At 47.1% G+C, this 23,621-nt stretch carries 21 protein-coding genes; 17 read left to right on the top strand and 4 right to left on the bottom strand.

From position 1 onward, the window contains the following. Positions 1 to 135 precede the first annotated feature (135 nt). Together KNP99_RS07790 and KNP99_RS07795 are read left to right on the top strand one after the other, a co-directional pair. Positions 136 to 1,113, top strand: a complete 978-nt coding sequence (locus KNP99_RS07790) for a BMP family lipoprotein (RefSeq protein WP_088836533.1) — start codon at positions 136 to 138, stop codon at positions 1,111 to 1,113. Further along, positions 1,110 to 2,759 (top strand): methyl-accepting chemotaxis protein, encoded by a 1,650-nt coding sequence (locus tag KNP99_RS07795; protein WP_214765450.1) that lies wholly within the window; start codon positions 1,110 to 1,112, stop codon positions 2,757 to 2,759. The genes KNP99_RS07790 and KNP99_RS07795 overlap by 4 nt, the downstream gene beginning before the upstream one ends. Before the next feature lie 70 nt (positions 2,760 to 2,829). Here the strand turns inward: KNP99_RS07795 and KNP99_RS07800 are convergent, their stop codons facing one another. Next, positions 2,830 to 4,023: a murein hydrolase activator EnvC family protein gene (locus KNP99_RS07800; protein ID WP_239456840.1), complete on the bottom strand. Its 1,194-nt coding sequence runs from the start codon at positions 4,021 to 4,023 to the stop codon at positions 2,830 to 2,832. A gap of 525 nt (positions 4,024 to 4,548) precedes the next feature. Continuing rightward, the gene (locus tag KNP99_RS07805) at positions 4,549 to 5,289 is read right to left on the bottom strand and encodes an SDR family NAD(P)-dependent oxidoreductase (RefSeq protein ID WP_214845806.1); all 741 of its coding nucleotides are present in this window, start codon (positions 5,287 to 5,289) and stop codon (positions 4,549 to 4,551) included. 162 nt (positions 5,290 to 5,451) lie between these two features. Here KNP99_RS07805 and KNP99_RS07810 point away from each other — a divergent pair, with 162 nt between their 5' ends. The 3 genes from KNP99_RS07810 (at position 5,452) to KNP99_RS07820 (ending at position 7,231) form a co-directional block, all read left to right on the top strand. Further along, positions 5,452 to 5,886 (top strand): YkvA family protein, encoded by a 435-nt coding sequence (locus KNP99_RS07810; RefSeq protein WP_088836537.1) that lies wholly within the window; start codon positions 5,452 to 5,454, stop codon positions 5,884 to 5,886. A gap of 139 nt (positions 5,887 to 6,025) precedes the next feature. Continuing rightward, positions 6,026 to 6,592 (top strand): DedA family protein, encoded by a 567-nt coding sequence (locus KNP99_RS07815; RefSeq protein WP_215193149.1) that lies wholly within the window; start codon positions 6,026 to 6,028, stop codon positions 6,590 to 6,592. A 12-nt stretch (positions 6,593 to 6,604) separates the two neighbouring features. Then, positions 6,605 to 7,231: an HAD family hydrolase gene (locus KNP99_RS07820; protein WP_215193150.1), complete on the top strand. Its 627-nt coding sequence runs from the start codon at positions 6,605 to 6,607 to the stop codon at positions 7,229 to 7,231. A gap of 54 nt (positions 7,232 to 7,285) precedes the next feature. On the opposite strand, the gene KNP99_RS07825 is transcribed toward KNP99_RS07820, so the two are convergent. Further along, the gene (locus tag KNP99_RS07825; RefSeq protein WP_251131923.1) at positions 7,286 to 8,389 is read right to left on the bottom strand and encodes a PTS sugar transporter subunit IIC; all 1,104 of its coding nucleotides are present in this window, start codon (positions 8,387 to 8,389) and stop codon (positions 7,286 to 7,288) included. Positions 8,390 to 8,544: 155 nt separating this feature from the next. On the opposite strand from KNP99_RS07825, the gene KNP99_RS07830 reads away from it, so the two are divergent. Further along, on the top strand, positions 8,545 to 9,537 hold the full coding sequence (locus KNP99_RS07830) for an NADP-dependent oxidoreductase (protein ID WP_214765442.1): 993 nt from the start codon (positions 8,545 to 8,547) through the stop codon (positions 9,535 to 9,537). Between the two features lie 105 nt (positions 9,538 to 9,642). On the opposite strand, the gene KNP99_RS07835 is transcribed toward KNP99_RS07830, so the two are convergent. Beyond that, a complete protein-coding gene (locus KNP99_RS07835; RefSeq protein ID WP_167331095.1) occupies positions 9,643 to 9,804 on the bottom strand; it encodes a hypothetical protein in 162 nt (53 codons plus the stop codon). 283 nt (positions 9,805 to 10,087) lie between these two features. On the opposite strand from KNP99_RS07835, the gene KNP99_RS15510 reads away from it, so the two are divergent. The 11 genes from KNP99_RS15510 (at position 10,088) to KNP99_RS07890 (ending at position 23,615) form a co-directional block, all read left to right on the top strand. Beyond that, on the top strand, positions 10,088 to 12,733 hold the full coding sequence (locus tag KNP99_RS15510) for a glycosyltransferase (RefSeq protein WP_214765440.1): 2,646 nt from the start codon (positions 10,088 to 10,090) through the stop codon (positions 12,731 to 12,733). Next, positions 12,730 to 13,737: a class I SAM-dependent methyltransferase gene (locus tag KNP99_RS07845; protein WP_215193151.1), complete on the top strand. Its 1,008-nt coding sequence runs from the start codon at positions 12,730 to 12,732 to the stop codon at positions 13,735 to 13,737. The genes KNP99_RS15510 and KNP99_RS07845 overlap by 4 nt, the downstream gene beginning before the upstream one ends. Then, positions 13,629 to 14,951 (top strand): glycosyltransferase family 4 protein, encoded by a 1,323-nt coding sequence (locus KNP99_RS07850; protein WP_239456843.1) that lies wholly within the window; start codon positions 13,629 to 13,631, stop codon positions 14,949 to 14,951. The genes KNP99_RS07845 and KNP99_RS07850 overlap by 109 nt, the downstream gene beginning before the upstream one ends. Further along, complete coding sequence (locus KNP99_RS07855; RefSeq protein WP_088836543.1) at positions 14,948 to 16,207, top strand: glycosyltransferase; 1,260 nt, start codon at positions 14,948 to 14,950, stop codon at positions 16,205 to 16,207. The genes KNP99_RS07850 and KNP99_RS07855 overlap by 4 nt, the downstream gene beginning before the upstream one ends. A gap of 276 nt (positions 16,208 to 16,483) precedes the next feature. Continuing rightward, a complete protein-coding gene (locus tag KNP99_RS07860) occupies positions 16,484 to 17,776 on the top strand; it encodes a nucleotide sugar dehydrogenase (RefSeq protein WP_088836544.1) in 1,293 nt (430 codons plus the stop codon). Beyond that, complete coding sequence (locus KNP99_RS07865; RefSeq protein WP_088836545.1) at positions 17,773 to 18,573, top strand: ABC transporter permease; 801 nt, start codon at positions 17,773 to 17,775, stop codon at positions 18,571 to 18,573. The genes KNP99_RS07860 and KNP99_RS07865 overlap by 4 nt, the downstream gene beginning before the upstream one ends. 11 nt (positions 18,574 to 18,584) lie before the next feature. Continuing rightward, positions 18,585 to 19,415, top strand: a complete 831-nt coding sequence (locus KNP99_RS07870; protein ID WP_088836546.1) for an ABC transporter ATP-binding protein — start codon at positions 18,585 to 18,587, stop codon at positions 19,413 to 19,415. A 23-nt stretch (positions 19,416 to 19,438) separates the two neighbouring features. Beyond that, complete coding sequence (wecB, locus tag KNP99_RS07875; protein WP_214800959.1) at positions 19,439 to 20,539, top strand: non-hydrolyzing UDP-N-acetylglucosamine 2-epimerase; 1,101 nt, start codon at positions 19,439 to 19,441, stop codon at positions 20,537 to 20,539. Further along, entirely contained in the window at positions 20,536 to 21,033 is a 498-nt protein-coding gene (locus KNP99_RS07880) for a hypothetical protein (protein ID WP_088836548.1), read from the top strand. The genes wecB and KNP99_RS07880 overlap by 4 nt, the downstream gene beginning before the upstream one ends. Beyond that, positions 21,023 to 22,411 (top strand): MBOAT family O-acyltransferase, encoded by a 1,389-nt coding sequence (locus KNP99_RS07885; protein ID WP_215193152.1) that lies wholly within the window; start codon positions 21,023 to 21,025, stop codon positions 22,409 to 22,411. Before KNP99_RS07880 ends, KNP99_RS07885 begins: the two co-directional genes overlap by 11 nt. Positions 22,412 to 22,427: 16 nt before the next feature. Further along, positions 22,428 to 23,615 carry a DHHW family protein gene (locus KNP99_RS07890; protein ID WP_214810715.1) on the top strand — a complete coding sequence of 396 codons (1,188 nt, stop codon included), beginning with the start codon at positions 22,428 to 22,430 and terminating at the stop codon, positions 23,613 to 23,615. Positions 23,616 to 23,621 lie beyond the last annotated feature (6 nt).

Below are 23,621 nucleotides of genomic sequence, written 5' to 3' on the forward strand. Positions count from 1 at the left end.
ATCAGACACGTCTTTCCTATGTTAGGAGGGGCGTGTTTTTTTGTTGTCAGGAAAATTCTGAATTTAATCTAGCTATTAAGAAGTCAGACATCACTTCCGATAATCAGATGTAGAACGTTGGAAGGAAGTGTAGAGATGTTGAAACACTGGAAACTAGCAATGCTTGCGACGACGATCAGTTTAGCAGGTTGTGGAAGTATCATCGACGATCCAGATCAAGCAGTGAAGGAACGTCAAAAAATGGCGGTTGTCTTATCAGATGTCGGTCTTGGTGATCAATCGTTTAGTGATGCCGCGATGAGTGGGATGGCCTTACTACGTGAAAAAGAAGATTGGTTCATTGATTATCGTGAACTAGGGGAAACGAAAACATATAAAGTGGCGTTTGATACGTTGGCAAAAGAGAAGCCGACCGTCGTCGTCGGATTAGGTTTTATGGGACAAGCGGAATTAGAAGAAGTCGCGAAACGTTATCCATTGCAACAATTTGCGTTGATTGATGCCGTATCAGAACTACCAAATGTCTTATCGGTTACATTTAAAGAAGATGAAGGCAGTTATCTTGCAGGAGCTGCTGCTGCGCTTCAATCGGAAAATGAGACGATTGGGTTTGTTGGAGGAATGAAGTCGCCTTTAATCGAAAAGTTTGAAAAAGGATACACGGCAGGAGCAAAAGCCGTCAATCCGGACATCAAAGTTTTAGTCGATTATGCAGAAGACTTTGCAGCACCCGAAAAAGGACGGACGATTGCGAACGATCAAATGAAACAACAAGCAGATGTGTTATTTGCCGCAGCTGGTTTGACGGGCAGTGGTGTCCTCGAAGCAGCGCAAGCAAAAGGCAATAAAGCGATTGGTGTCGATAGTGATCAGACGGCAATTGCGCCTGACGCCGTCATGACCTCGATGTTAAAACAAGTCGATCTCGCGATCACGACGATTGGCGATACGGTAAAAGAAAAAGGGTTACAGTCGGGTCAAATCGTGCTCGGTGTCAAAGAAGGTGCGATTCAACTAGCCCCGATTCGAAATGTAACGTTTTCAGAGAAAGATTTAAAGCAACTTGAGCAACTGAAACAAGATGTATTAGAAGGGAAGGTTGACGTACAATGACGTTACGGACACGCTTTTTAATTTCGACACTCGTGACGATCATCAGTGTCGTTGCCTTGATGGGATGGACGTTGGTTGAACTCCGGCAAATTCAATCGTACAACGAAGATTACGGAAAACAGCTTGTCGAAATCTCGGAACTTGAAACAAAACTACTGTACGAACAAGCCGCATGGAACCGTCTTGCAACTCAACCGTCTGACAGTCAAGTCGAGCAAGTACTCGCTTTAAGTCAAAAGAACGAGAAGGCGCTACAGTTGCTTGAAAAAACGTATTTAATTGATGCATTTAAAACGGAAATGGACCGGGCGGAAGCAAAATATACTGCGTTATCAGCTGAACGAAATGATTTGGTCGAGGGGCGTAACCCGATTGAAATCCGATCATATGCTGCCCGAATCGAGGGTGTACTAAGTGATTTGTATACACTACATACAAAAAACGGTGAGTTTTATGATGTACTGCAACAAGAAGCGAAGGACCAGACCGTCAATTTGACACGGACTGTGTTAATCGCAACGTTTGTTTTATTGATTGCGTTAGCACTATATAATTGGTATTTCGCACGGAGCATTACGCGTCCAATCAGCCGTGTCGTTAAAACAGCGGAGCAAATTTCGGCTGGTGATTTATCGGAGCAACTGGAGACGTCAGGACGAGCAGATGAAATCGGTCGTCTCGAGTCAGCGATTGCGCAAATGCAACAAACGTTACATGGTGTGATTGGGACGATTAGTCATACTTCGAATACAATCAGTCAAATGAGTGAACAGGCAACGTCTGAAAATGCGAACATCGTCGAAGTGTCTGGTAACATGACGCATGCGATCAATGAGATGGCGAGCGGAACACAGACAGTATCGGATGATTTACAGACGACGGTCAGTACGATTACAGACATGAGCTCCTCATTCGACCAAAGTGAACGTCGGGCTCAGCTTGCATTAAGCCAAGGTCAAGTCGCAGACACGACGATGGGGCAGAGTGCTTCGGTCATGGAAGAACAAACAGCCTCACTCGCTGCGTCGACGGTTCAAAACCGCGAACTTGGACGTCAGCTAGAAGGTTTCCTTGAACAGACACAACAAATCGAAAAAATGGCAGAACTTGTTTCAGGTGTCTCGGCGCAGACAAACCTCTTATCCTTGAATGCAGCGATTGAAGCGGCAAGAGCCGGAGAAGCAGGACGTGGCTTTGCCGTCGTCGCAAGCGAAGTGAAAAAACTTGCGGACGAGACGCACCAAGCGACACGATCAATCTTCTCACTCGTACGTTCGATTCGCCAAGATGGTGCTGTCTTGCAAGAAGCATTGTTGCGTTCTGAAAAAGAACAAGAGAATCAGGTCGCAAACTTTGCTCAAGTCAAATCGGCATTCGAAGAGACGCGGAAAAATGTAGCCGATGTCACTGAAACGCTCAATTACGTGACATCACAGCTTGTCCGCTCGAAAGAACAAGCGAATGATGTAGTCAATCAGGTCAGTTCGGTTAGTGGCGTAATGGAAGAGTTAGCGGCAGGGAATCAAGAGGTCGCAGCTTCGATGCGTGATCAACAAGCTTCGTTCGAGCAAATTCATCAATTGATGTTAGAACTCGAGGCGACAACAACATCACTTGATCAACAAACAAATCAATTTAAAATTTAATGATCTCTCATGTTCTCAATAAAAAAAATAAGCCCCGACACATCAATCGACGTGTCGGGGCTTATTCATTTTAAAAGAAACTTTCTGGGTTTAGTTCGTTTGTCCGTCCGTTCGCATTATATTGGTAGCCACCTTCATGAATCTCGAAGTGAAGATGGGGACCGGTTGAATTCCCCGTACTACCGAGTTTTCCGATTTGTTGGCCTTGCTTGACTTGTTGTCCTTGTTTAACTGTCAAGGCATTCATATGCGCATAAACAGTCGTATATGTCTTACCACCGATGTTGTGTGCGATATAGACATGATTACCATACGGACCACCGGAGCTTGCTTGAATGACAGTTCCAGCAGCTGATGCGACGATTGCAGAATTGACCGGTCCAGCGAAATCGGTCCCGTTATGATAAGCATAGCCATTATTTCCGCTCGCGGCACCCATACCTTGTGAAATGGAACCGTTCGCAGGTTTGATGAATTTTCCGGTTGCATTTGAGATAACTTTCGTACTTGCTTTACTGATTGAAGCAGGTTGCGCCGATTGCGCGGCTGCTTGTTTTTTAGCTGCGAGAGCAGCGGCTTTGGCTGCCGCTTCTTGTGCCTTAAGTTGAGCAGCGGCCTCTTTTAGACTTAAGATGTTTGATTCGATTGAACGCTTTTGTTTCTTCAAGCGTTTTAATAAGGCTGTTCGTTTGTCCTTTTCAGCATTCAACTCGTGTTGCTTCTTTTTTAGAACTTTCCGGTCATGGATGAGTGCGGTACGTGTATCTTCAAGTTCTTGTTTTGCTTCTGCCAACTCTTGTTTACTCGTTTCGTAATCTTTTAATAATGAAGCATCACTTTCGGCAATCGTATTGAATGCGTTGAAGCGACTGATCATATCACCAATGTCTTCTGCACCGAAGACAGCTTCGAGCAATGGATCTTTATCAGATTTAGCTTGTCGAACTGCCAGCCGATCGCCGAGCATTTTTTCTTGTTTTTTGATTTTCTTCTGTAAAGCTGTAATCTTTTGTTTAAGTTTCGTTAACTGACGTTCGTTTTGATCAATCTTTTGTTCATTTTCGACGACTTGAAGCGTCAATCCATTGATTTGTTGGTCAATCGCGTAAACTTTCTCTTGGGCTTTCGATAATTGTTGATTGTTTTCGTCGAGTGCTTCTTTTTGTTTTGATTGTTTTTGTTCGTTTTGTTGTTGTTTGTCTTTATATGAAGTCGCAGCACCTACGGATGTAACGAATGGTGTTGTGAGAAGTGTGAGTGTCATCAGGGAAATTCCTATTGAGTGCATGAAAGATTTTTTCATAAGTGAATCGATCAGTCCTTCCTTGTTGTTGAGTGATACTTGTACTACTCTAACAACAATTTTTACGGAGGGACGTTACAGTTTATTTAAAATAATAAGGAAAATAATGATAGAAAGGATGTACTTTTTATGAAAATAATTGATAAGTATCGTAAAGAAGACAATGAAAAGACTGGTATAAAGCGGTAAAAAAGGAATGGTAGACGTGATAGAAAGATAAAATTCAATAAAAGACCATTGATATGTTTTTGTAATATTTTATATTCATTATTAAAAAGTGGTTTGATATATGAATGATTTGGTTATTTAAATTAGTTTTGGACTAAATGGTCAGACACAAAAAAAGGAATTACTTTTTTAAGCGCTTTGCTCGGCAAGACAAGATACGTTGGGACTTTTTCCTGAAGGAGTCACGTGAAACAAGAGGGGAGAATGCAATAACTCCCACCCTTGTAGTCGCATGGTTTTCAATCAGTCGATCGGTACTCATTCTTCATAGATCATTTTTCGCGTCATCCCACCATCAAGGACAAGTGTCTCTCCCGTCAAGAAATCATTTTCGGGGTTCGTTAAGAACAGGGCGGCACGAGCGACATCTTCTGGCTTACCGACGCGTCCAGACGGGTGTTGCGAATGATCCTCCGGGGAAAGTTCATGATAATTCCCGGTCTCGATCCACCCTGGTGCGATTGCATTGACGAGAACGCCTTTGGGACCTAACGAAACGGCAAGAGCATGTGTCAAAGCGACGATTCCACCTTTTGTTGCGGCATACGATTCTGTATCAGGCTCCGACATATAGGCACGAGTCGAAGCCAAGTTAACGATTCGACCACCGTGTTTTAGATGTGGTGCAGCTGCCTTTGTTGTCAAAAAGATACTGCGTAAGTTCGTATGGTTGACGCGGTCCCATTCTTCGAGCGTGAGTTCAAGAAGGGATTTTCGAATGATGATGCCGGCGTTATTGATGATGATGTCGATTTTACCTGTATGTTCTAATGCTTTTTCGATGAGTAAGTTGACATCATGTTCGTCTTGAACGTCCAACCGGTAAAAGTAAGCCGTTCCACCAGCTTCTTCGATTTCTTGAGCAATGACTTCACCCGTCATTTGATCAATATCTGCTAAAATGACGACGGCACCTTCATTTGCATATGTTTTAGCAAGCGTTGCACCAATCCCGTTTGCAGCACCAGTAATAATGACCGTTTGATTGACTAAATCCATGTCTTTCACTCCTCTTCTTTGCAACTTTCCTTCTAAATGGAATAGCCTGAATCGGATTGATTAAAACCTAACGTTTCAAGTACGGTTGAGGATTATCAATCAAGTGTAGAGGGAATAGTATTAACGTTAAAGACATTAAATCGTCGAATGGGGGATTTACGGATGGATTTATCGAATGAGAAATTAAAACAACAACAAGATCAATATGCGGAAGAAGCAAAGGACTATATCGATCGTCCGAAAAAAACAAAATCGATTTTAAAACGAGCGAACAATTCAATTCAAAAAAATTCAAGTCTGTCACTTGTCTTTTCGCCGGTTCGCTTATTCATTGATATGGTACGTTCGTATCAATCAGGAGAATACCGAAATATCCGCCGGACAACAATTCTAAAAGTAATCGGTGCGTTGATTTATCTGGTTTCACCAATCGACTTGATTCCAGATTTTATTCTTGGTTTTGGGTTCGCAGATGATGTCGCGATTATTCTGTTCGTCACGAAAACGATTTTTGAAGAGTTGACGCGATATAGTGATTGGCAGGATGAGCAACAAAAAGCACGAACGCAACCTATCCAAAGTGAAGATGCCTACTGAAACATAGACGGATTGTTGAGCCTGACACTGATTGATTCAGTGTCAGGCTTTTATAATGGAAAAAAGTTGTTTTCTGTACGCTACTCGTAAAGTTCGTTACACTAAGAAGAGGAAACGAACGGAGAAGAGGAGGTATGTGATGGCCTGGCATGCATGGATGGAGTCCTATGGTTATCTAGGGATTATGGTGACATTAATGTTTCCGTTTTTACCAAGTGAAGTTCCGCTCGCCTATGCGGGTTACTTGGTGCATACGGCACAATCAAATATTGTCTTGATGTTACTTGTCGCCGTCTTCAGTTTCGTCGTCAGCCAGAACATCTTCTTTACGATCGGTCAACTCGGAAGTGAGCGGCTACTTGGACGCGTTTTTAAATTGTTTCGGATTTCTGAAACGAGAATGGTTCAATTTCAACAGCAAATGGAGACGCGCGGACGATTTATTTTACTCCTGTCACCGATGTGGCGAATGGGTTTTGCGGTTGGAGCAGGTCTGACAGGTGTTTCTCGTTTAACGTTCACGCTCGCAACGACAGTGTCCTTTTTTGTGTGGTCCGCGTTTTTCATCTGGGGTGGAAAAAAGCTCGGGCATGGTATGAATGGACGACATCATGATTTTCACCAGTATACTCCGTGGATTGTCGGGCTATTGCTTCTTCTCGGGGTTTACCTATATGTTAGAAAAAAGAGAATGCTAAAAAAATAGAGGAGTGTTTTCATGGCAGTTATTTTATTTGATATTGATGGGACATTGATCGACTCGACAAATCAGATGACAGAGGCGATTCATCTTGCGATGGCAGACATGCCGCATCTTGAAAAGCCATCAAAAGACCGCGTTCGGGCAAGTTACGGACTGGCGGGAAGTGCGTTTTGGGAAAAGGCGATTCCGGATGCGTCAGAAGAAGACATTCGGTTGATTCGCCAAAAGCGTCATCATCATTTAGAACAGACAATGAAGGATCAAGAGGTGTTGTTTGAAGGAGTCCGGGATTTACTCCGCACCTTGACGGAACAAGGACATATTGTCTCGACGGCAAGCAATTGCGGGGTCCACTACATGAATCTTGTCCTCGACAGTCAAGCCATCCGACCGTTTTTCACGAGTCCGAAATGTTTAGGTTCAGTGAACGGGAAACAAAAAGCTGATATTTTAGCGGCACATCGAGCAGAGTTTGGAAACGTCGAGTACTTGATGGTCGGTGACCGGTCGTCTGATATCGAAGCAGCACGAATTGCTGACATGCCGGTTGCGATTTGCCGGTTCGGTTTCGGGACGACGGATGAATGGGAACTCGCAGACCACCAGCTTAAACAACCGTTAGATGTCTTAAAGTTTGTTTAAAGTATGTTAATTAAAAGAAGCGGATTGCCGGTACCGGCAATCCGCTTCTTTTAATTATTCAAAATCGAGTCGGTAGTCTTCCTGGTTCGTCCAGGGGCGGAAGCGACGGAATAACTGATGGAAGGATAAGCAGAGGACAATCGGGAGTAAAATGAATAATCCGAAGACGAGCAGTCCATTTGCCCATGTCCATCCACCTGCCATCAAATGCAAAGCATTGATTGGACCGATCAACCCGGACATACCGAAGCCGGCGCTAAACGGTGTTCCTTGAATCCCTAAAATCCCGGCTAACCCGCCGAGAACAGCGGCACTACACATGACGGGAACGATCATGATGGGATTTCGAATGAAGTTTGCCATCTGAATTTTCGGTGATCCTAAAAAATGCGCAATCGACGTTCCGCGAGAATTTGCCTTCCAGCCTGCGATTGCAAGACCGAATCCAGCTGCACAGACACCGAGGTTCGCAGCGCCTGCTGCAATGCCGGAGAGGCTGATGGCTGTCGCAATCCCGACGGTCGATAGGGGAGAGACAATCAAAACAGAAAACGTGACCGCTAACAGGACGCCCATCAAGATTGGTTGCAGAACAGTGAACTGAGTGATCATTTGACCGATCGCCGCAGTGATTTTAGTGACGAACGGATATGTAAGGACGCCGATCCCACCTGCACCGACAATGATCAACGTCGGCATGACGAGAACAGTGTAGGTTTTAAAACGATTTCCAATCCATAAGACAAGTGCGGTTGCGATGGCAGCTGTTACACCTGCGTTGATGACATCACCCGTACCGACGAATAAAAAACCGGCTGTTTCCGTCCGTGTTGCGACACCTGAACCGACGACGGTCGCTAGACCAATCGAGGCGGTTTCGATTGGAGTCGTCTTGAATTGCATGGCGACGGCAACACCGATGACCATCGGTAGCAAGCGCATCGCAATCGTAGTCGAGTCGATGATGTGTTGAGCGGGCGCGAAGTAAGGTAATAATGCTTTGGCGAGTTCGCCGAGCAGAGCACCTGGGATTAGTGCAACTAAAATTCCGATACTGAGTCCGTTCAGTACATGGATACCGAACTGACGATTGATTCGTGTTGTAGAAGATTCGATGGGAATACACTCCTTATGTAATGCTTTTGTGCATAACAGCATAAAAGCTATGAATTGTTTTTTATCTTACGCGACAGGAAAGAACACGTCAAGAAGAAATAGGAATTTTCTGTGAATTGATGAGTGCATTCTGTTCGCACTCCGTGAAAAGGACTGGTAGAGTAAAAGGGTAAAAGATATTAGAGAGGATGAATGAAATGGCAGAACAACAAATCGTTTTAGCAGAAAGACCTGAAGGACGTCCGACGCGTGAAACGTTTCGGTATGAATCAATCGAACTAAACGCACCAGACGCGGGACAAGTCTTGCTCGAGACACTCTACATTTCAGTTGATCCATACATGCGCGGGCGGATGAATGATGCACGTTCATACTCGCAACCATTTGAGCTGGACGCACCGGTTCAAGGGGGTGTCGTCGCGAAAGTCATCGAGTCACGTAGTGATGCTCTTAAAGAAGGGGATATCGTCGTCGGAATGCTCGACTGGGCAACGAAACTTGTTGTCGATGCAAAAACTGTTCGGAAAATTGATGCGTCGCTCGCACCTGTATCGACAGCGCTCGGCGTACTCGGTATGACAGGGATGACGGCTTACTTTGGTTTACTGGATATCGGTAACCCGCAGCCAGGTGAAACGGTTGTCGTGTCGGCTGCGGCCGGGGCTGTCGGATCAATCGTCGGTCAAATCGCCAAAATCAAAGGTGCTCGTGTCGTTGGAATCGCGGGAAGCGATGAAAAGACGACCTACCTAAAAGAGCAACTTGGTTTTGATGAAGTCATCAACTACAAAACGGAAGACGTCGGCGAAGCGCTCGACCGCGCATGTCCGAGTGGGGTCGATGTTTATTTTGAGAATGTCGGAGGCGAGATTGGGGACGCGGTCATTGACCGTTTGAATCCGTTTGCCCGTATTCCGGTCTGTGGCGCGATTTCTGGATATAATGAAAAAGAGAACATCGGACCTCGCGTACAATCAAAATTGATTGCTTCACGGGCACGGATGCAAGGCTTCTTAGTCGGGGATTATGGAAAACGTTTCAAGGAAGCGGCAGAACAGTTAGGGAAATGGGTCAGTGCCGGTGAATTGAAATATGAAGAAACGATTTTTGAAGGTTTCGATAACGTTCCGGATGCATTCCTAGGTCTGTTCGATGGTTCGAACACAGGAAAGTTACTCGTGAAACTGTAAAGTGTAGACTTTGTATGTAAAAACGTACTATCTAAAAGAAGCGTCGGACGATTCGTAATTGAATCGTCCGACGCTTCTTTTTTTAGGTACGACGTGTAACGTCGATCATGATTTTTTTTGATCGTCTTTCAATTCTTCTAAATCTGGATCGGGGTGTTGTGTCTCAGCAGGCTTGATGCCGGGGTCTGATGTTTCAGCCGGTTCAGGATCTGGGTGAAGACCGACGTCTGCCTGTTCATTTGGTAAATTCTCTTTTTTTTCATTCATGGTAAAATTCATTCCTTTCTCTTTTTCGAATCTTCTTAAGATTTACCCGTCTATCTGATTCTGAAACTAATGAAGTGCTCATCATATTTTATTGCCTAATTATTCAAAAGTAAGTCACGAACAAACTACAGTCCATGCCAATCTGTCATCTTCTCAACTGGAATGTAAGGAAATACTGGAGAACATTCATCAACTCTTTACAAAAACCTTGCAAGGGATTTAAGTGCCCTTTGAACTGCTCTCGTAGACTGAAAAGAGATCAAGCAGGAAGGGTGTTTTGAACGTGAATGGACAACAGTGGAAAAGAAAAGTAACGCAACAGCTAAGTTGGGTCCGTGCTGAACAACAGCGATTGAAGACGGAACCAGCAGCGAGTTCGACTGCGTTCGAGACATTACAACGGTTAGGATCGTTGGGAACGGCTAAGACGATTCGTCCGTCAAACAAGCCGGTTGAAACAAAAACGAAGCGCTATCAAGAAGAGAGTAATCAACAATTACTCGATACGATTGACTACCAATCGATTCCGCTTCGGAGTCAGTCACGTTACTATGAGCCGCGACCGCTTGAAGTAGCTGTCGTCTGTTCCGAGTTCATGCATGCCTATTATCAAGATGCGTTCCATCTCCATTATGTGAATGCAGACACGTTTGAGGATGTCTTTAGTCGTAAAATCGATCTCTTTTTAGTCATCACGTCATGGAAAGGCTTGCAGGGGGGTGACTGGAAAGGGGTCGCGACACCGAAATCGAAAAAAAGAACATTACTCCTCCAGATGATGCGAGAGGTGAAACAGCAAGGGATTCCGGTCGTCTTCCAGTCAACGGAAGACCCGAGTAACTTCGACCGTTTCAGTGAGCTGGCAAAACAAGCCGATTATGTGCTGACATCGGACGAAGCGATGCTTCCGGAATATCAAGTGCTTTGTGGCCATGACCGGATTGAAGCGGTCTCGTTCGGTGTGAATCCGCTGATCCATAATCCGCTTGGCGCGACCCGAAGCCGGAAAAATCATGTGTTGTTCGCCGGGAGCTGGATGGCGAAGTATCCAGAACGTGTCAAGGATACGGAAGTGCTGTTCGATGGGGTGATGAGCTCATCGCATCAGCTTGATATCGTCGACCGCAACTATCACCTCGGCTTACCGGACTATCATTTCCCGGACCGGTACGTCAAACGGGTTGCCCCTGCGATTCCGTATGATGCGCTTCAGCAGGTGAGCAAATGTTACGACTGGGTGTTGAATCTCAATAGCATCAAATACAGTAAAACGATGTGTGCGCGCCGGATTTTTGAATCGCAGGCACTTGGGAATCTAATCATTTCGAATTATAGTATCGCCGTCAACAATCTGTTTCCAAACGTATTTACAGTTCACGATCAACAGGAAATCAAAGCAATCGTCGAACGGACATCTGAAGAAGACATTGAGCGATTGCGTGCTGAAGGAATTCGTTCCGTCATGTCGAGTCACACGGTGTTTGACCGGGTCGATCAATTGGCGCGGATGTTGAAACTCAATCAACAACAACCGGCGCGTCGCCTGCTCGTCGTCTTACGCAATCCGACACCGGCTCTTGAACAGCAGATTGCCAAGCAATCGATTGAAGCGGATGCTATTTGTCACCTGTCCGAGTTGACGGAAAGGGAATATGGAAAAGCCGATCTTGTTGCCCTGCTCGACGGCGGCGAGTCGTACGGGGAATATTACCTCGAAGATTTACGCAACGGCTTTAAGTTTGCCGATGCCGATATCGTCCGGAAATCGCTCAGCGGACAAGCCGCTTATGAAGTCTTTGAGACGTCAGGCGCAGATACCGGAGCGATGGTCTGGCGGGAGCATGTCCCGTTTGAACAGTTTGTCAGCGGAACGTTATCCGGACGGACGCTCATGCTGGATCGCTTCGAGTGGAATGAACAGTATCAAACGAAGCCGCTCCTTGCGCCGGTCTTGTCAGTCGTCGTGCCGATTTATAACAACGGCCCTCATTTGATGTATAAGTGTTTTGCGAGCTTGAAGCGGATGAATCGTTTTGACGAAACGGAAATCGTGCTTGTCGACGACGGGTCGACGGATTTCGGGACGATTCAAGCCGTCGAACGAATTGGACGGCGACACGGGAACGTGACGACTTACTTCTTTGAAACAGGCGGGAGCGGAAGTGCATCACGTCCTCGTAACAAAGGTGTCGAACTGGCGCGTGCCGACCGGGTGGCCTTTTTAGATCCGGACAATGAAGTGCTCAGTGACCGTTATGCGGAGTTGTTAGATGAGCTTGATCAAAATCCGACGCTCGATTTTGCAGTCGGTCATATGAAAAAGTTAGCGGAGAAGACGAGCATCATCGCCTTGCCGACGATTCGGAAAAAGGGACGAACCGTTTGTGAAGACCCCCGTGCCTATCTGCTTGAACATCGTTTTGCCGTGCAAAGCATTCAAGCATTGGTCGTCAAGCGCGATTTCCTCGTCAAACATCAGCTGGAACAGGTCGTCGGAGCCGTCGGTCAAGACTCGTTATTTTTCCAAGAGATGATGTTACGGGCGGAGCGTGTTCTGCTTGTGAACCGCGTCGTGCATTATTATTACGCGGCAGTCGCCGGCTCGACGGTTAACTCGTTGACGGTCCGCTTCTTTGAGCGCAGTGTCCTCCGTGAACGGGCACGAGCAGAGAAGTTTGCAAAATATGGTGTGCTCGACCAATACAAGACGAAACGTTTTGAGCATTTCTTCGAACACTGGTATTTGGTCAAGCTGCGCCAATGCAGCGATAAGGACTTTGGACCAAGTGTTGCCTTATTACGGACGATTGTCGGGTTTTACGAACCGATTCAACTAACGGCACCGTTAGTCCGACAGTTTGTTGAATTAGCGGATGCGGGTAAGACGGATGCGATTCAAGAATTATTATTAGAGGAGGTCACGGCATGACGAGCACAGCAGGAATGAAACGACCAAAGGATCAAGTCCGCGCCGCCTATTATGACCAGTTAGGGGTCGCGTTCGGAAAAAAGGTCCGGGCGCGCATCCACTGGATAGTACGTGAGGCGAAGGGAGAAGACATCCTTGATGTCGGGTGCTCAGGGGGACTCGTCCCGATTTTACTCGGACGCGAAGGGAAACGTGTCACAGGAATCGACGTCTCTCCGGAAGCAATCGCTGAAGCAACGTCTGCGTTAAAAGAAGAAGCGGCATCTGTCCAATCCGTCGTCATGTTCAGTGAAGCGAACATCATGTCTTTTTCAGCAAACCGGCAATTCGATACGGTTTTGATGACGGAAGTACTCGAGCACATCGGTGAACCGGAACGGGTGATTCAGCAGGCATATACACTCGTCAAACCAGGTGGACGTCTTGTCGTGACCGTTCCGTTCGGCGTTAATGATTATGCCGATCATAAGCGGACCTATTATTTGAAACGACTTGTCGAACAAGTAACACCTTATGGCACGATTGAAAAAATCGAACGGTTCGATAAGTGGCTTGGCGTGACGCTTGTCGTTCAAGAAGATGTACAACCGGCCCGGATGTTGTCTGCAGAAGAAGTCGACTGGCTCGAAGATTCGTTTGAGACTGTCGAGCGGATGCACCTAGCGGAAGTCATCCGTCTAAAACAAGTCAACAAGCGGCTGGAACAAAAAGTGCAACACGTAGCGGAAATTGAATTGCGGATGGTGGAACAATCGAATGAACAGGTGAAACTGGAACACCAAGTAAGCGAGATGAATCAACAGCTGGAACAACTTGCGCACCAATATACGTTAGTGCTCAAACGTTACGAGGAGGCACTCGTTTCGAACATGGAAGTGCTGGAGGCGAATGAAGCATGGAAATCAAAATACCGGTCACTCGCAAATTCAAAATTAGGAAAAGTCATCGTCCGTTACTGGAAGCTCAGACGAAAACTATCACGAAGACAGGCAAGGCGTCGATGAACGTGTTGATGATTTGTCAAAACTTCTATCCGGAAATCGGAAGTGCTGCGAATCGGATGAAAAATATTTTTAAACGGATGGAACAACGGGGCAGTGACGTCCATGTCTTGACGTCGGAGCCGCTTTATCCGACGGCGGAACTCTATACGGATGCGATGTTTTGGGACGAACCGACGCTTGACGCCGCGCACATCACACGGATTCAACCACGCGATGTCCGGGCGACGACTAATTTGTGGAAACGACTCCACCTCTTCATCGAACAGTTTTTCTTAGCGATCAAAGAAGTGCGGCAAGATCCAAAACAGTACGAATATATCTATGCGACAACACCTTCGATTTTTATGGGACTGGTCGGTGTCGTCGCGAAACATGTCAAACAGGCACCGCTGATTTTAGATGTCCGTGATTTATGGCCGGAATCACTCGTCGGTGTCGGCATCACGAAATCACGCCTGTTATTGAGACCATTGTACTGGCTTGAAAAATGGATGTATCATCAAGCGGATCAAATCGTCATCAACAGCGAAGGGTTTCGGTCCTATATCGAACAGAAGGGGATTGACGCATCGCGTATTCACTACATTCCGAATTCGATTGAAGAAAATGAGTGGTTGATTAAACGGCGTCATGTCTCGGAACAGGTCCGCGTTGTCTACACGGGAAACATCGGACTGGCGCAAGATGTCTTTTTATTACTTGATGTGGCTGAACGGTTGATGGTCGACAGAAACATTGAATTCCATGTCGTTGGTTACGGATACCATAAGGAAAAATTCGAGAAGTTGATTGCGGAGCGGAAACTGACGAACATCCACTTCATGAACGCGATGCCGCGTTGGGACGCATTGAAACAGCTCGCTAAAAGTGACATCGCCTTTGCGACGCTTGTCGAGAGCACGGCATTTGACACGGTCACACCAGGGAAAATCATCGATTATATGGCGATGGGATGTGCCATCGTCGGCGCTGTTTCCGGACATGCCGCAAAAGTGATTGAAGCATCGGGTGCTGGTGTCGTATCGCGTGACCGCAGCCGGGACGAGATCGTCCGGCAGATTCGTCATCTCGCAAACAATCCGGAAGAACGGGCATTGATGGGACGCTCTGGCGTCTCCTACGTCCAAACACATTTTGACTGGGAACAAAATGAAGAGCGACTGTTTGAAGCGATTCGTCAAACTTGTCAACAGACAGTGGAGGTGAAGGGATGAAACGTGTCGGAATGTTTGTTTGGAACACTTTTACGAACGATGCCCGTGTGTTAAGGGAATGTACCGCCCTTGCTGATGCTGCGTATCAGGTCGACTTGTACTGTTTAAATGACGGAACGTTACCGAAAATCGAGCAGCATCCAGCAGGTTTCCGCATTCTTCGGATTGATCGCACACCACCACTTGCCGGTGTGCTGTCGCGTTTTCGGAAACGGTCACCGGTTACGCTAGTCGCGGCTATCGGAGTGTTGGTACTGATTCCGTGGTTGATTCCCGTCTTGCTCATGCTCTATCTGTTACAAAAAAGCCGCTTTTTACGCTATGCGCTTTATAACAGCTTTGGCATCATCCGGATGACGCGCGCCGCAAGACAGCGTCAATACGATGTCATGCACGCCAATGATTTAAATACGTTACCGCAAGCGATTTTAGCAAAACGTCAGGCAAAAGTCGTCTATGATTCACACGAAGTGCAAACCGACCGGACAGGATACGGAAAGGGACAAGGAATCCTTGAGCGTATCCTGTTGCGTTTCGTTGATTGGACGATGGTCGAAAATGATACAAGAGCGGATTATCACCAGCAACTGTACGGAAGCCGGCCGACGGTTCTTCATAATTATCCGTTTTATCAGGAAACGATCCCGGCGGCACGTTCGCTGCACACAGAACTCGGTCTCGACCGTGCGGAACCGATTTTGCTTTATCAAGGCGGGATTCAAGAAGGGCGCGGACTGGAACGATTGATTGAGGCGATGCCATCCGTGACGAACGGAACTTTATTATTTGTTGGCGATGGTAAAATCAAAACACATTTGCAACGCTTAGCCGCGGAATCTTCAGCGCGTGAGCGGATTTATTTCATCGATAAAGTACCACTAAATCAGTTGCCGAGTTATACAGCGGCAGCGACGATTGGGTTCCAAGTCTTACAAAACGTCTGCTTTAACCATTATTCAGCCTCATCGAATAAATTATTCGAATATATGGCAGCACTTGTCCCGGTCGTCGCGGCAGACTTACCAGAAATTCGCCGGGTCGTCGAAACGGAACAGGTCGGTTTGATTGTCGATGTCGAGTCGCCGGAGTCGATTGCGCAAGCCGTCAATCGCTTGATAGCGGATGATTCGTTACGCAATCAGATGAAAAGCCGAGCGGAAGAGGCGAGAAGACGGTACAACTGGGACGAGGAAAAACAACATCTCTTAGCGGTATATGCGGCTGTTTCAGCGGGAACAGCACCTGAAGTCAATTAAAGTTACAGCTAATACCAAGTGAAACCACACAAATGGAGAACGTTTGATGTGGATATGGTCGGTATCATACAAGGTTCGTCAACGTGTTCGTCGATTCTTTACAACCTTTACGTAAAGTACAGAAAATACGGCGAATGTAAGGTCTGTGAAGAATGGTTTAAGAGATGGTTAGAACCATTGGAAACACTAGGAATTGTCGGTATGGTCTAGGTACAGCCACGTCATGTTCGATGCAAGGTTTGGCGTGAACTACACACTAGATGGAGGAATGACAAAATGAAACTTTGTACAATCGGACTTGGATATATTGGATTACCTTCTTCTGCGATGTTCGCAGATCACGGCACAGAAGTAGTCGGTGTCGATATCGACCCGCGAATCGTTCAAATGTTGAATGCAGGAGATATCCATATTGAAGAACCAGGCTTAGAAGACGTCATCAAACGAGTCGTCGCGAACGGTACGTTCCGTGCGACATTAACGCCGGAACAAGCTGATGTCTTTCTGGTTGCCGTTCCGACGCCGAACCTTGACGATACGTACAAATCATGTGACTTGAAATATGTCATTTCAGCAGTACGCAATCTGCTGCCACACTTAGAAAAAGGGAACGTCGTCATCGTCGAATCAACAATCGCACCACGGACGATGGATGACCATGTACGACCATTGATTGAAGAAGCGGGCTTTAAGATTGGCGAAGACGTGTTCGTCGTCCATTGTCCGGAACGGGTTTTACCGGGACAAATTCTTCATGAATTGATTCATAACAACCGGATTGTTGGGGGACTGACGGAAGCGTGTGCCAAGGCCGGGGCCGCTGTCTACCGGACTTTCGTCCAGGGAGAAATCGTCCAAACGGATGCGAAGACGGCAGAGATGTCAAAGTTGATGGAAAATACATTCCGTGACGTCAACATCGCCCTTGCGAACGAATTAACACAAGTGTGTCACCAACTTAAAATTAACGTCCTCGATGTCATTGAGATGGCAAACATGCACCCACGCGTTAACTTGCATCATCCGGGACCGGGTGTCGGAGGACATTGTCTTGCCGTCGATCCGTACTTCATCGTCGCGAAGGCGCCGTCGCTTGCACGAATCATCCATACGGCGCGTGATACGAATGTCAACATGCCCCGTTTCGTTGCGGATCAAGCAGAACGCCTCGTCGCCAACCGTGTCCGTCCGAAAATTGCTGTCTTCGGTGTCACGTATAAAGGAAACGTTGATGATATGCGGGAAAGTCCGGCAGTCGAAGTCATCGAACAATTACTAGATCGTGGACTCGATGTCGCAGTCTGTGATCCGCACGTCGAACGCTCGATTTCGTCACGGTTTACATTAGTCGACGAGATTGAAGCAATCCAAGGAGCCGATCTTGCCCTGGTCCTTGTCGATCACGATGAATTCAAGGCATTTGATTCACGTCGTCTGAAAAACCAAATGCGGACACCGGTCTTATTCGATACGAAAGGCGTCGTCGGAGAGCTTGAAGATATCATGGTCCTCAACTTTGGTAACTTGCATACACATAACACGATGAAAGTAGACGCTGAAGCGATATGAAGAGCGTCCGTACCGTCCTCAATGAGTTGAAAGATCATCTTTACCTGATCGTACGCCTTTCACTCTATGAGACAAAAAGCCAATACAGCATGCAATACCTCGGGTGGTTTTGGGAAATCATGACGCCGCTGTTGCAAATCGGTGTCTACTGGGTCGTCTTCGGTTTTGGCATTCGAGGTGGACACCCGGTTGACGGGATTCCGTTTGTCTTATGGTTAGTCAGTGGATTGATTGCCTGGTTCTTTATCGGAAGTACGATTCCGAGTGGGTCCCGTTCCATCTATGGACGGGTCGCGCTCGTCTCAAAGATGCATTTCCCGTTGAGTACGATTCCGGCCTATGTCATTTTGGCACAATTTTATCGGCACATTGCGATGGTCCTCCTGACAATCATTCTTGGAGCTGCCTTTAGTTATTTTCCGGGATGGCATACGTTCGAACTGTTGTACATCATACCGGCAGGAATCATTTTCTTATATGCGGTCTCGCTCCTGTTGTCGGCGCTCGCGACGATGGTCCGGGATGTCCAAAACATGGTCACATCAGGCATGCGGATGTTGATGTATTTGACGCCAATCATGTGGGTCCCACCCGATCATTCCATCTTTAAGACGTTGTTGATGATCAATCCACTCGTCTATTTGATCGAAGGGTATCGTTCAGCCTTAATCGGAACGGGGTATTTGATGGAGCATCTTTGGTACGGCTGTTATTTTTGGAGCATTACCGCAGTGATTTTAATGACAGGTGCAACCGTCCATATCCGATTCCGTCGTTATTTCATTGATTATGTGTAGGAGGAACGAAGATGAGTCATGTCGTGTTTGAAAATGTCTCGAAGCGATACGTCTTGTATTCGCGTCCGATTGATAAGTTAAAAGAGGTTTTATTTGGCAAGATGAGCGGAAAGCCGTTCTATGCCTTAAAAAATGTATCGTTTTCAGTCGAACAAGGTGAAATCGTTGGTGTCGTCGGCATCAACGGAAGCGGGAAATCGACGTTGTCACATCTCCTTGCGAACGTCACGCCTCCGACGTACGGGCAGGTGACGTTGCGTGGTAAGTCAGCCTTAATTGCCATCTCGAGCGGATTGAACAATCAGTTGACGGGGCGCGACAATATCGAGCTCAAGGGGCTGATGATGGGACTGAACAAAAAACAAATCCGAATGATCACTCCAGACATTTTAGAATTCGCCGACATCGGGGAATTCATCGACCAGCCGGTCAAAACGTATTCGAGCGGGATGCGGGCCCGCTTAGGGTTTGCGATTTCCATCAACATCAATCCAGATATCTTGATTATCGACGAAGCCTTATCGGTCGGCGATCAGACGTTTACGGAAAAATGCTTGGATAAGATGCGCGAGTTTCGTGATCAAGGGAAAACGATTTTCTTCATCAGTCATTCGCTCAGTCAGGTCAAAAGTTTTTGTTCAAAAGTCTTATGGCTCGAATACGGCGAAGTCCGGATGTTCGGACCAACCGCAGAGACGATGGCGGAGTACAACAAGTATCTCTACTGGCATAAACAGTTATCGAAAAAGCAAGTTGCCCATTACGTGGCAAAAAAACGGACAGGACGAAGTGATGAAATCGAACGGTCCGTCCGTGGCGAGACGATTGAATTGTCATCATGAATAAGGAATAGGGGATGGAATGTATGAAAAAAGTCATGCTTGTATTTGGAACGAGACCGGAAGCGATTAAAATGGCGCCCGTCGTCAAAGCACTTGAGGCGCGCGAAGGTGTCGAGCCGATCGTCGTCGTCACGGCGCAACATCGTGAGATGCTTGATCAAGTCTTGGAGTTGTTCCAGATTGTTCCCGATCACGATTTAGATTTGATGCGTCCACGGCAAACACTCGAAGAAATGACGGCACGGATTTTGAATGCGATGCGTCGTGTCCTCGAAAAGGAGCAACCCGATCTCGTGTTAGTCCATGGGGATACGACAACGACGTTCGCTGCTTCGCTCGCTGCTTTTTACCAACAAATTCCGGTCGGACATGTCGAGGCGGGATTACGGACCTACCAAAAATATGCACCATTCCCGGAAGAGATGAATCGTCAATTGACAGGTGTGCTGGCTGATTTTCATTTTGCACCGACAGATCAAGCAGCGGAAAATCTCCGACGCGAGCATAAACAGACACCGATCATCGTGACCGGGAACACCGTCATCGATGCGCTCAAGACAACCGTCTCGTCCGACTATACGCACCCAGTCTTAACGGACTTAGAGGCGAGCGGACGCAAGTTAATTTTACTGACCGTCCACCGGCGCGAAAATCACCTCCAGCTGTCGCACATCTTTGATGCCATCGAACGGTTGGCAGAGACGCATGCAGATATTGAAATCGTCTACCCCGTCCATCCGAACCCAATCGTGCTCGAAGCGGCGGAGCAATTGAAACACCATCCGCGCGTTCACTTGATTGACCCACTCGATGTGTTTGATTTTCATAACTTAGCGGCCCGGGCAACGTTTATTTTGACAGACTCCGGCGGTATCCAAGAAGAAGCGCCATCGCTCGGTGTACCAGTACTTGTTCTGCGGGAGACGACAGAACGGCCGGAAGGTGTTGCAGCCGGGACATTAAAACTTGTCGGGACAAATCCGGAACGTATTTTTGAGATGAGTCATCGCTTATTGACGGATGAAGAAATGTATCAGGGGATGGCACAGGCCGCGAATCCTTACGGTGACGGTCATGCGGCGGAACGTATCGTTGACGCGATCATGAGCGAGGTCCCGGTATGAGAACAGCACGTACGTTTCATTTAGCAAGTTATCATTTTTTTCCGCAGGGAAGTCAAGAAAAGATTCTGTTAGAAGACGAAGCGGTTGGTGTGTTGTTCGATTTCCAGGCGGCGACGGATGCGGATAAATTGTATATCCAATTGTTTGATCAAGGTTTCCAGTATCCGCCGTCAAAGCTGTACCGCCAAGATGCCGCTTTCGGACAGGCGGACGTCATTCATGTGACGTGTCGTTTTGAAACCGATGTTCCTTGTCAAGTCCAACTCTTTAAGATGCAATACGGAAATAAAAAACGCATGGGGTCGGAGTCGGAGTTCGTCATGCTCGACGGGGCAACTGATCTTCAGATTCAACTGGAGCGGATGAAAGGGGCACAGTATTTTAAAATTGCCTTTAAGTTTCTCGTAGCAGGTGACGTCCGGATCCAACTGACCGAGTTGAAGATCGCTGAACGTATTCAACTGAAACAGGAGGATCCTCACTATGCTGTTTAGTTCGACGATTTTCTTATTTGTGTTTTTACCGGTCGTCCTGCTTGTCTATCATCTAGTGCCACGATTTTTTCGTAACGGCTGGCTCCTTGTAGCGAGCCTTTTCTTTTACGCTTGGGGAGAACCGAAGTTCGTTTTACTGATGTTCGCGAGTATCCTGATCAACTATTTGTTTGCCCTGATGGTCGATACGTACCGGCACCGTGTCGGCATCAAACCTGTCATGGCGAGTATGGTCATCACGAACCTCGCTTTACTCGGGTGGTTCAAGTACAGTGGCTTTTTCATGGCGTCTTTGAATCAAACGTTTCAGGTGGAACTGTTTGTTCCGGAAGTCGTGTTACCGATCGGGATTTCCTTCTTTACGTTTCAGGCGATGAGTTACGTCATCGATGTCTACCGGGAAGCGGGGAAAGTCCAAAAAAACCCGCTTGATTTAGCTTTGTATATCGCGTTATTTCCGCAATTGATTGCCGGGCCAATCGTCCGCTACGAGACGGTCGCAAATGAAATCAACGATCGGCAAGAGATATTACCTGATTTCGCACTTGGTGTCCGCCGCTTTATTATCGGGTTGTCGAAAAAATTGATTTTAGCGAATGGCTGCGGGCAAGTGGCAGATGCCGTCTTCAAGATGAATGATTTGTCGATGGGTCTGGCATGGATCGGCATCATCGCCTATGCGCTACAAATTTACTTTGATTTTTCGGGATATAGCGACATGGCGATTGGACTCGGACTGATGTTCGGATTTCATTTTTTGGAAAACTTCAACTATCCCTACATCGCGAAGTCCGTCTCGGAGTTTTGGCGACGTTGGCATATCTCACTCGGCTCATGGTTCCGTGATTACGTCTATATCCCGCTTGGCGGCAATCGTGTCTCACCGCTCAAACAGTATCGAAATCTTGCAGTCGTCTGGATGCTGACGGGCCTCTGGCATGGTGCGAGTTGGACGTTCGTCGCCTGGGGTGCGTACTACGGGATATGGATTATGCTCGAGAAAGCATTTCTCGGGAAATTATTACGCCGTGTCCCCGTCATTTCGACGATTTGGACATTCATTCTTGTGTTAGTCGGCTGGGTCTTTTTCCGTGCAACGACATTTCCGGACGCACTCGAGTACTTGCGTGCGATGTTTATCCCGACAGAAGTGTGGGATGAACGTGCCAGTTACCAGCTCGTCCAAAATGGTGTCATCTTACTGCTTGCCGCGTTTGCTGCGACACCGCTACCAAAAATACTGGGTCAGTGGATCGTCGAACGGCTCGGGAAAGTCGGCCAGACGATTCAGTATGGCTATGCGATGTTGTTACTGTTTCTTGCGACATCTGCCCTCGTCGCGAGTACCTTCAATCCGTTCATTTATTTCCGTTTTTAAGTAAGGAGGAATCAGCATGGCACATGCGCCACTCAGACCAGACAAAGACCAGAGGCCACGAAAGAAGTACTCGTTCGAACGACTGATGATGGCGGCGACGGCAGTCAGTTTCATGGTCATCCTGACGATGGTTGGTCTTGGGACGGTCTTGAAACAGGACCGTGTCATGTCACAACTTGAAAATCGTTCGCTCGCAAAATTGACGCCACCAACGACAGCAACAGTCGTCAGTGGGGCATACATGGGAGAACTCGAAAAGTATTTTACCGATCAATTGTTGCTTCGTGGGACACTCGTCGAAACACAAGCCCGCTTGTCAAAAAACGTCTTACGCCAACCGTTTCGAAATGGCATTTATACGGCCCCGAATGACTACATGATTGAGTCGAGTCAGGCACAGGTGACACCGATTCCGGACGGTTTTAAGAAATTTGTTCAAGCCGTTGATCGACCTGTCTACATGGCACTAGCTCCTTCAAAGACGGTCGTCGCTGAGAAGAACGGGATTTTACCCGACTATGTCGCGTCGAACGCGACAGTCCGGTACAAAAAGATGGTAGAAGGGTTTGATCAGGCAGGGATGACGAACATTTCGCTCGACCAGTTGAAGCTGTCCGATTATTTTAAAACGGATCATCACTGGAACATTGACGGAGCTTATTTTGCCTATCAGCAAATCGTTCGTCAGTTGCAAGCGGACAAGGTATCGATTAAAGAAGTACCGGTCGCGTCAAACGCCCGGAAAGTATCCGGGCACGAATATTATGGATCACTTGCCCGGAAAACGACCCTCGCCTATGCAACGACCGGCGATACACTTGCCTATTACGATGGAAGCCAGTTCGACGGGATTGATGTGTGCTACGACAACACGTGCCAGCAACCGGTCATCGATGAAAGCTATATCAAGGAAGCAGGTGATTATGCCGACCGGTATGAAGTCTTTTTACGGGGCAACCATGGCATCATGTCGATGCGGTCGGACGTAAAGGGACCAAAACTGCTTGTCCTGAAGGATTCCTTTGCGAATCCTGTCCTGCCGTTTCTCGCCCGAAGTGCGAATCTCGAAGTCGTTGATATCCGGTATGTCAATGCAACATTTGATGTGTCAGAATTCGCAAAACAACAACAAGTCGACGGTGTACTCTTCTTGCATAACTCGAATATCACCGGTCTGATGAAGACGTATCAACAGAAACTGTGAGGAGGT

It is taken from the genome of Exiguobacterium sp. s95 (assembly GCF_018618655.1).
GTDB lineage: Bacteria > Bacillota > Bacilli > Exiguobacteriales > Exiguobacteriaceae > Exiguobacterium_A > Exiguobacterium_A oxidotolerans.

Coding starts and splice junctions, on each gene's coding strand:
- KNP99_RS07790 (WP_088836533.1), top strand. CDS start 136: ATGTTGAAACACTGGAAACTAGCAATGCTTGCGACGACGATCAGTTTA.
- KNP99_RS07795 (WP_214765450.1), top strand. CDS start 1,110: ATGACGTTACGGACACGCTTTTTAATTTCGACACTCGTGACGATCATC.
- KNP99_RS07800 (WP_239456840.1), bottom strand. CDS start 4,023: ATGACACTCACACTTCTCACAACACCATTCGTTACATCCGTAGGTGCT.
- KNP99_RS07805 (WP_214845806.1), bottom strand. CDS start 5,289: ATGGATTTAGTCAATCAAACGGTCATTATTACTGGTGCTGCAAACGGG.
- KNP99_RS07810 (WP_088836537.1), top strand. CDS start 5,452: ATGGATTTATCGAATGAGAAATTAAAACAACAACAAGATCAATATGCG.
- KNP99_RS07815 (WP_215193149.1), top strand. CDS start 6,026: ATGGCCTGGCATGCATGGATGGAGTCCTATGGTTATCTAGGGATTATG.
- KNP99_RS07820 (WP_215193150.1), top strand. CDS start 6,605: ATGGCAGTTATTTTATTTGATATTGATGGGACATTGATCGACTCGACA.
- KNP99_RS07825 (WP_251131923.1), bottom strand. CDS start 8,389: ATGCTGTTATGCACAAAAGCATTACATAAGGAGTGTATTCCCATCGAA.
- KNP99_RS07830 (WP_214765442.1), top strand. CDS start 8,545: ATGGCAGAACAACAAATCGTTTTAGCAGAAAGACCTGAAGGACGTCCG.
- KNP99_RS07835 (WP_167331095.1), bottom strand. CDS start 9,804: ATGAATGAAAAAAAAGAGAATTTACCAAATGAACAGGCAGACGTCGGT.
- KNP99_RS07845 (WP_215193151.1), top strand. CDS start 12,730: ATGACGAGCACAGCAGGAATGAAACGACCAAAGGATCAAGTCCGCGCC.
- KNP99_RS07850 (WP_239456843.1), top strand. CDS start 13,629: ATGGAAATCAAAATACCGGTCACTCGCAAATTCAAAATTAGGAAAAGT.
- KNP99_RS07855 (WP_088836543.1), top strand. CDS start 14,948: ATGAAACGTGTCGGAATGTTTGTTTGGAACACTTTTACGAACGATGCC.
- KNP99_RS07860 (WP_088836544.1), top strand. CDS start 16,484: ATGAAACTTTGTACAATCGGACTTGGATATATTGGATTACCTTCTTCT.
- KNP99_RS07865 (WP_088836545.1), top strand. CDS start 17,773: ATGAAGAGCGTCCGTACCGTCCTCAATGAGTTGAAAGATCATCTTTAC.
- KNP99_RS07870 (WP_088836546.1), top strand. CDS start 18,585: ATGAGTCATGTCGTGTTTGAAAATGTCTCGAAGCGATACGTCTTGTAT.
- wecB (WP_214800959.1), top strand. CDS start 19,439: ATGAAAAAAGTCATGCTTGTATTTGGAACGAGACCGGAAGCGATTAAA.
- KNP99_RS07880 (WP_088836548.1), top strand. CDS start 20,536: ATGAGAACAGCACGTACGTTTCATTTAGCAAGTTATCATTTTTTTCCG.
- KNP99_RS07885 (WP_215193152.1), top strand. CDS start 21,023: ATGCTGTTTAGTTCGACGATTTTCTTATTTGTGTTTTTACCGGTCGTC.
- KNP99_RS07890 (WP_214810715.1), top strand. CDS start 22,428: ATGGCACATGCGCCACTCAGACCAGACAAAGACCAGAGGCCACGAAAG.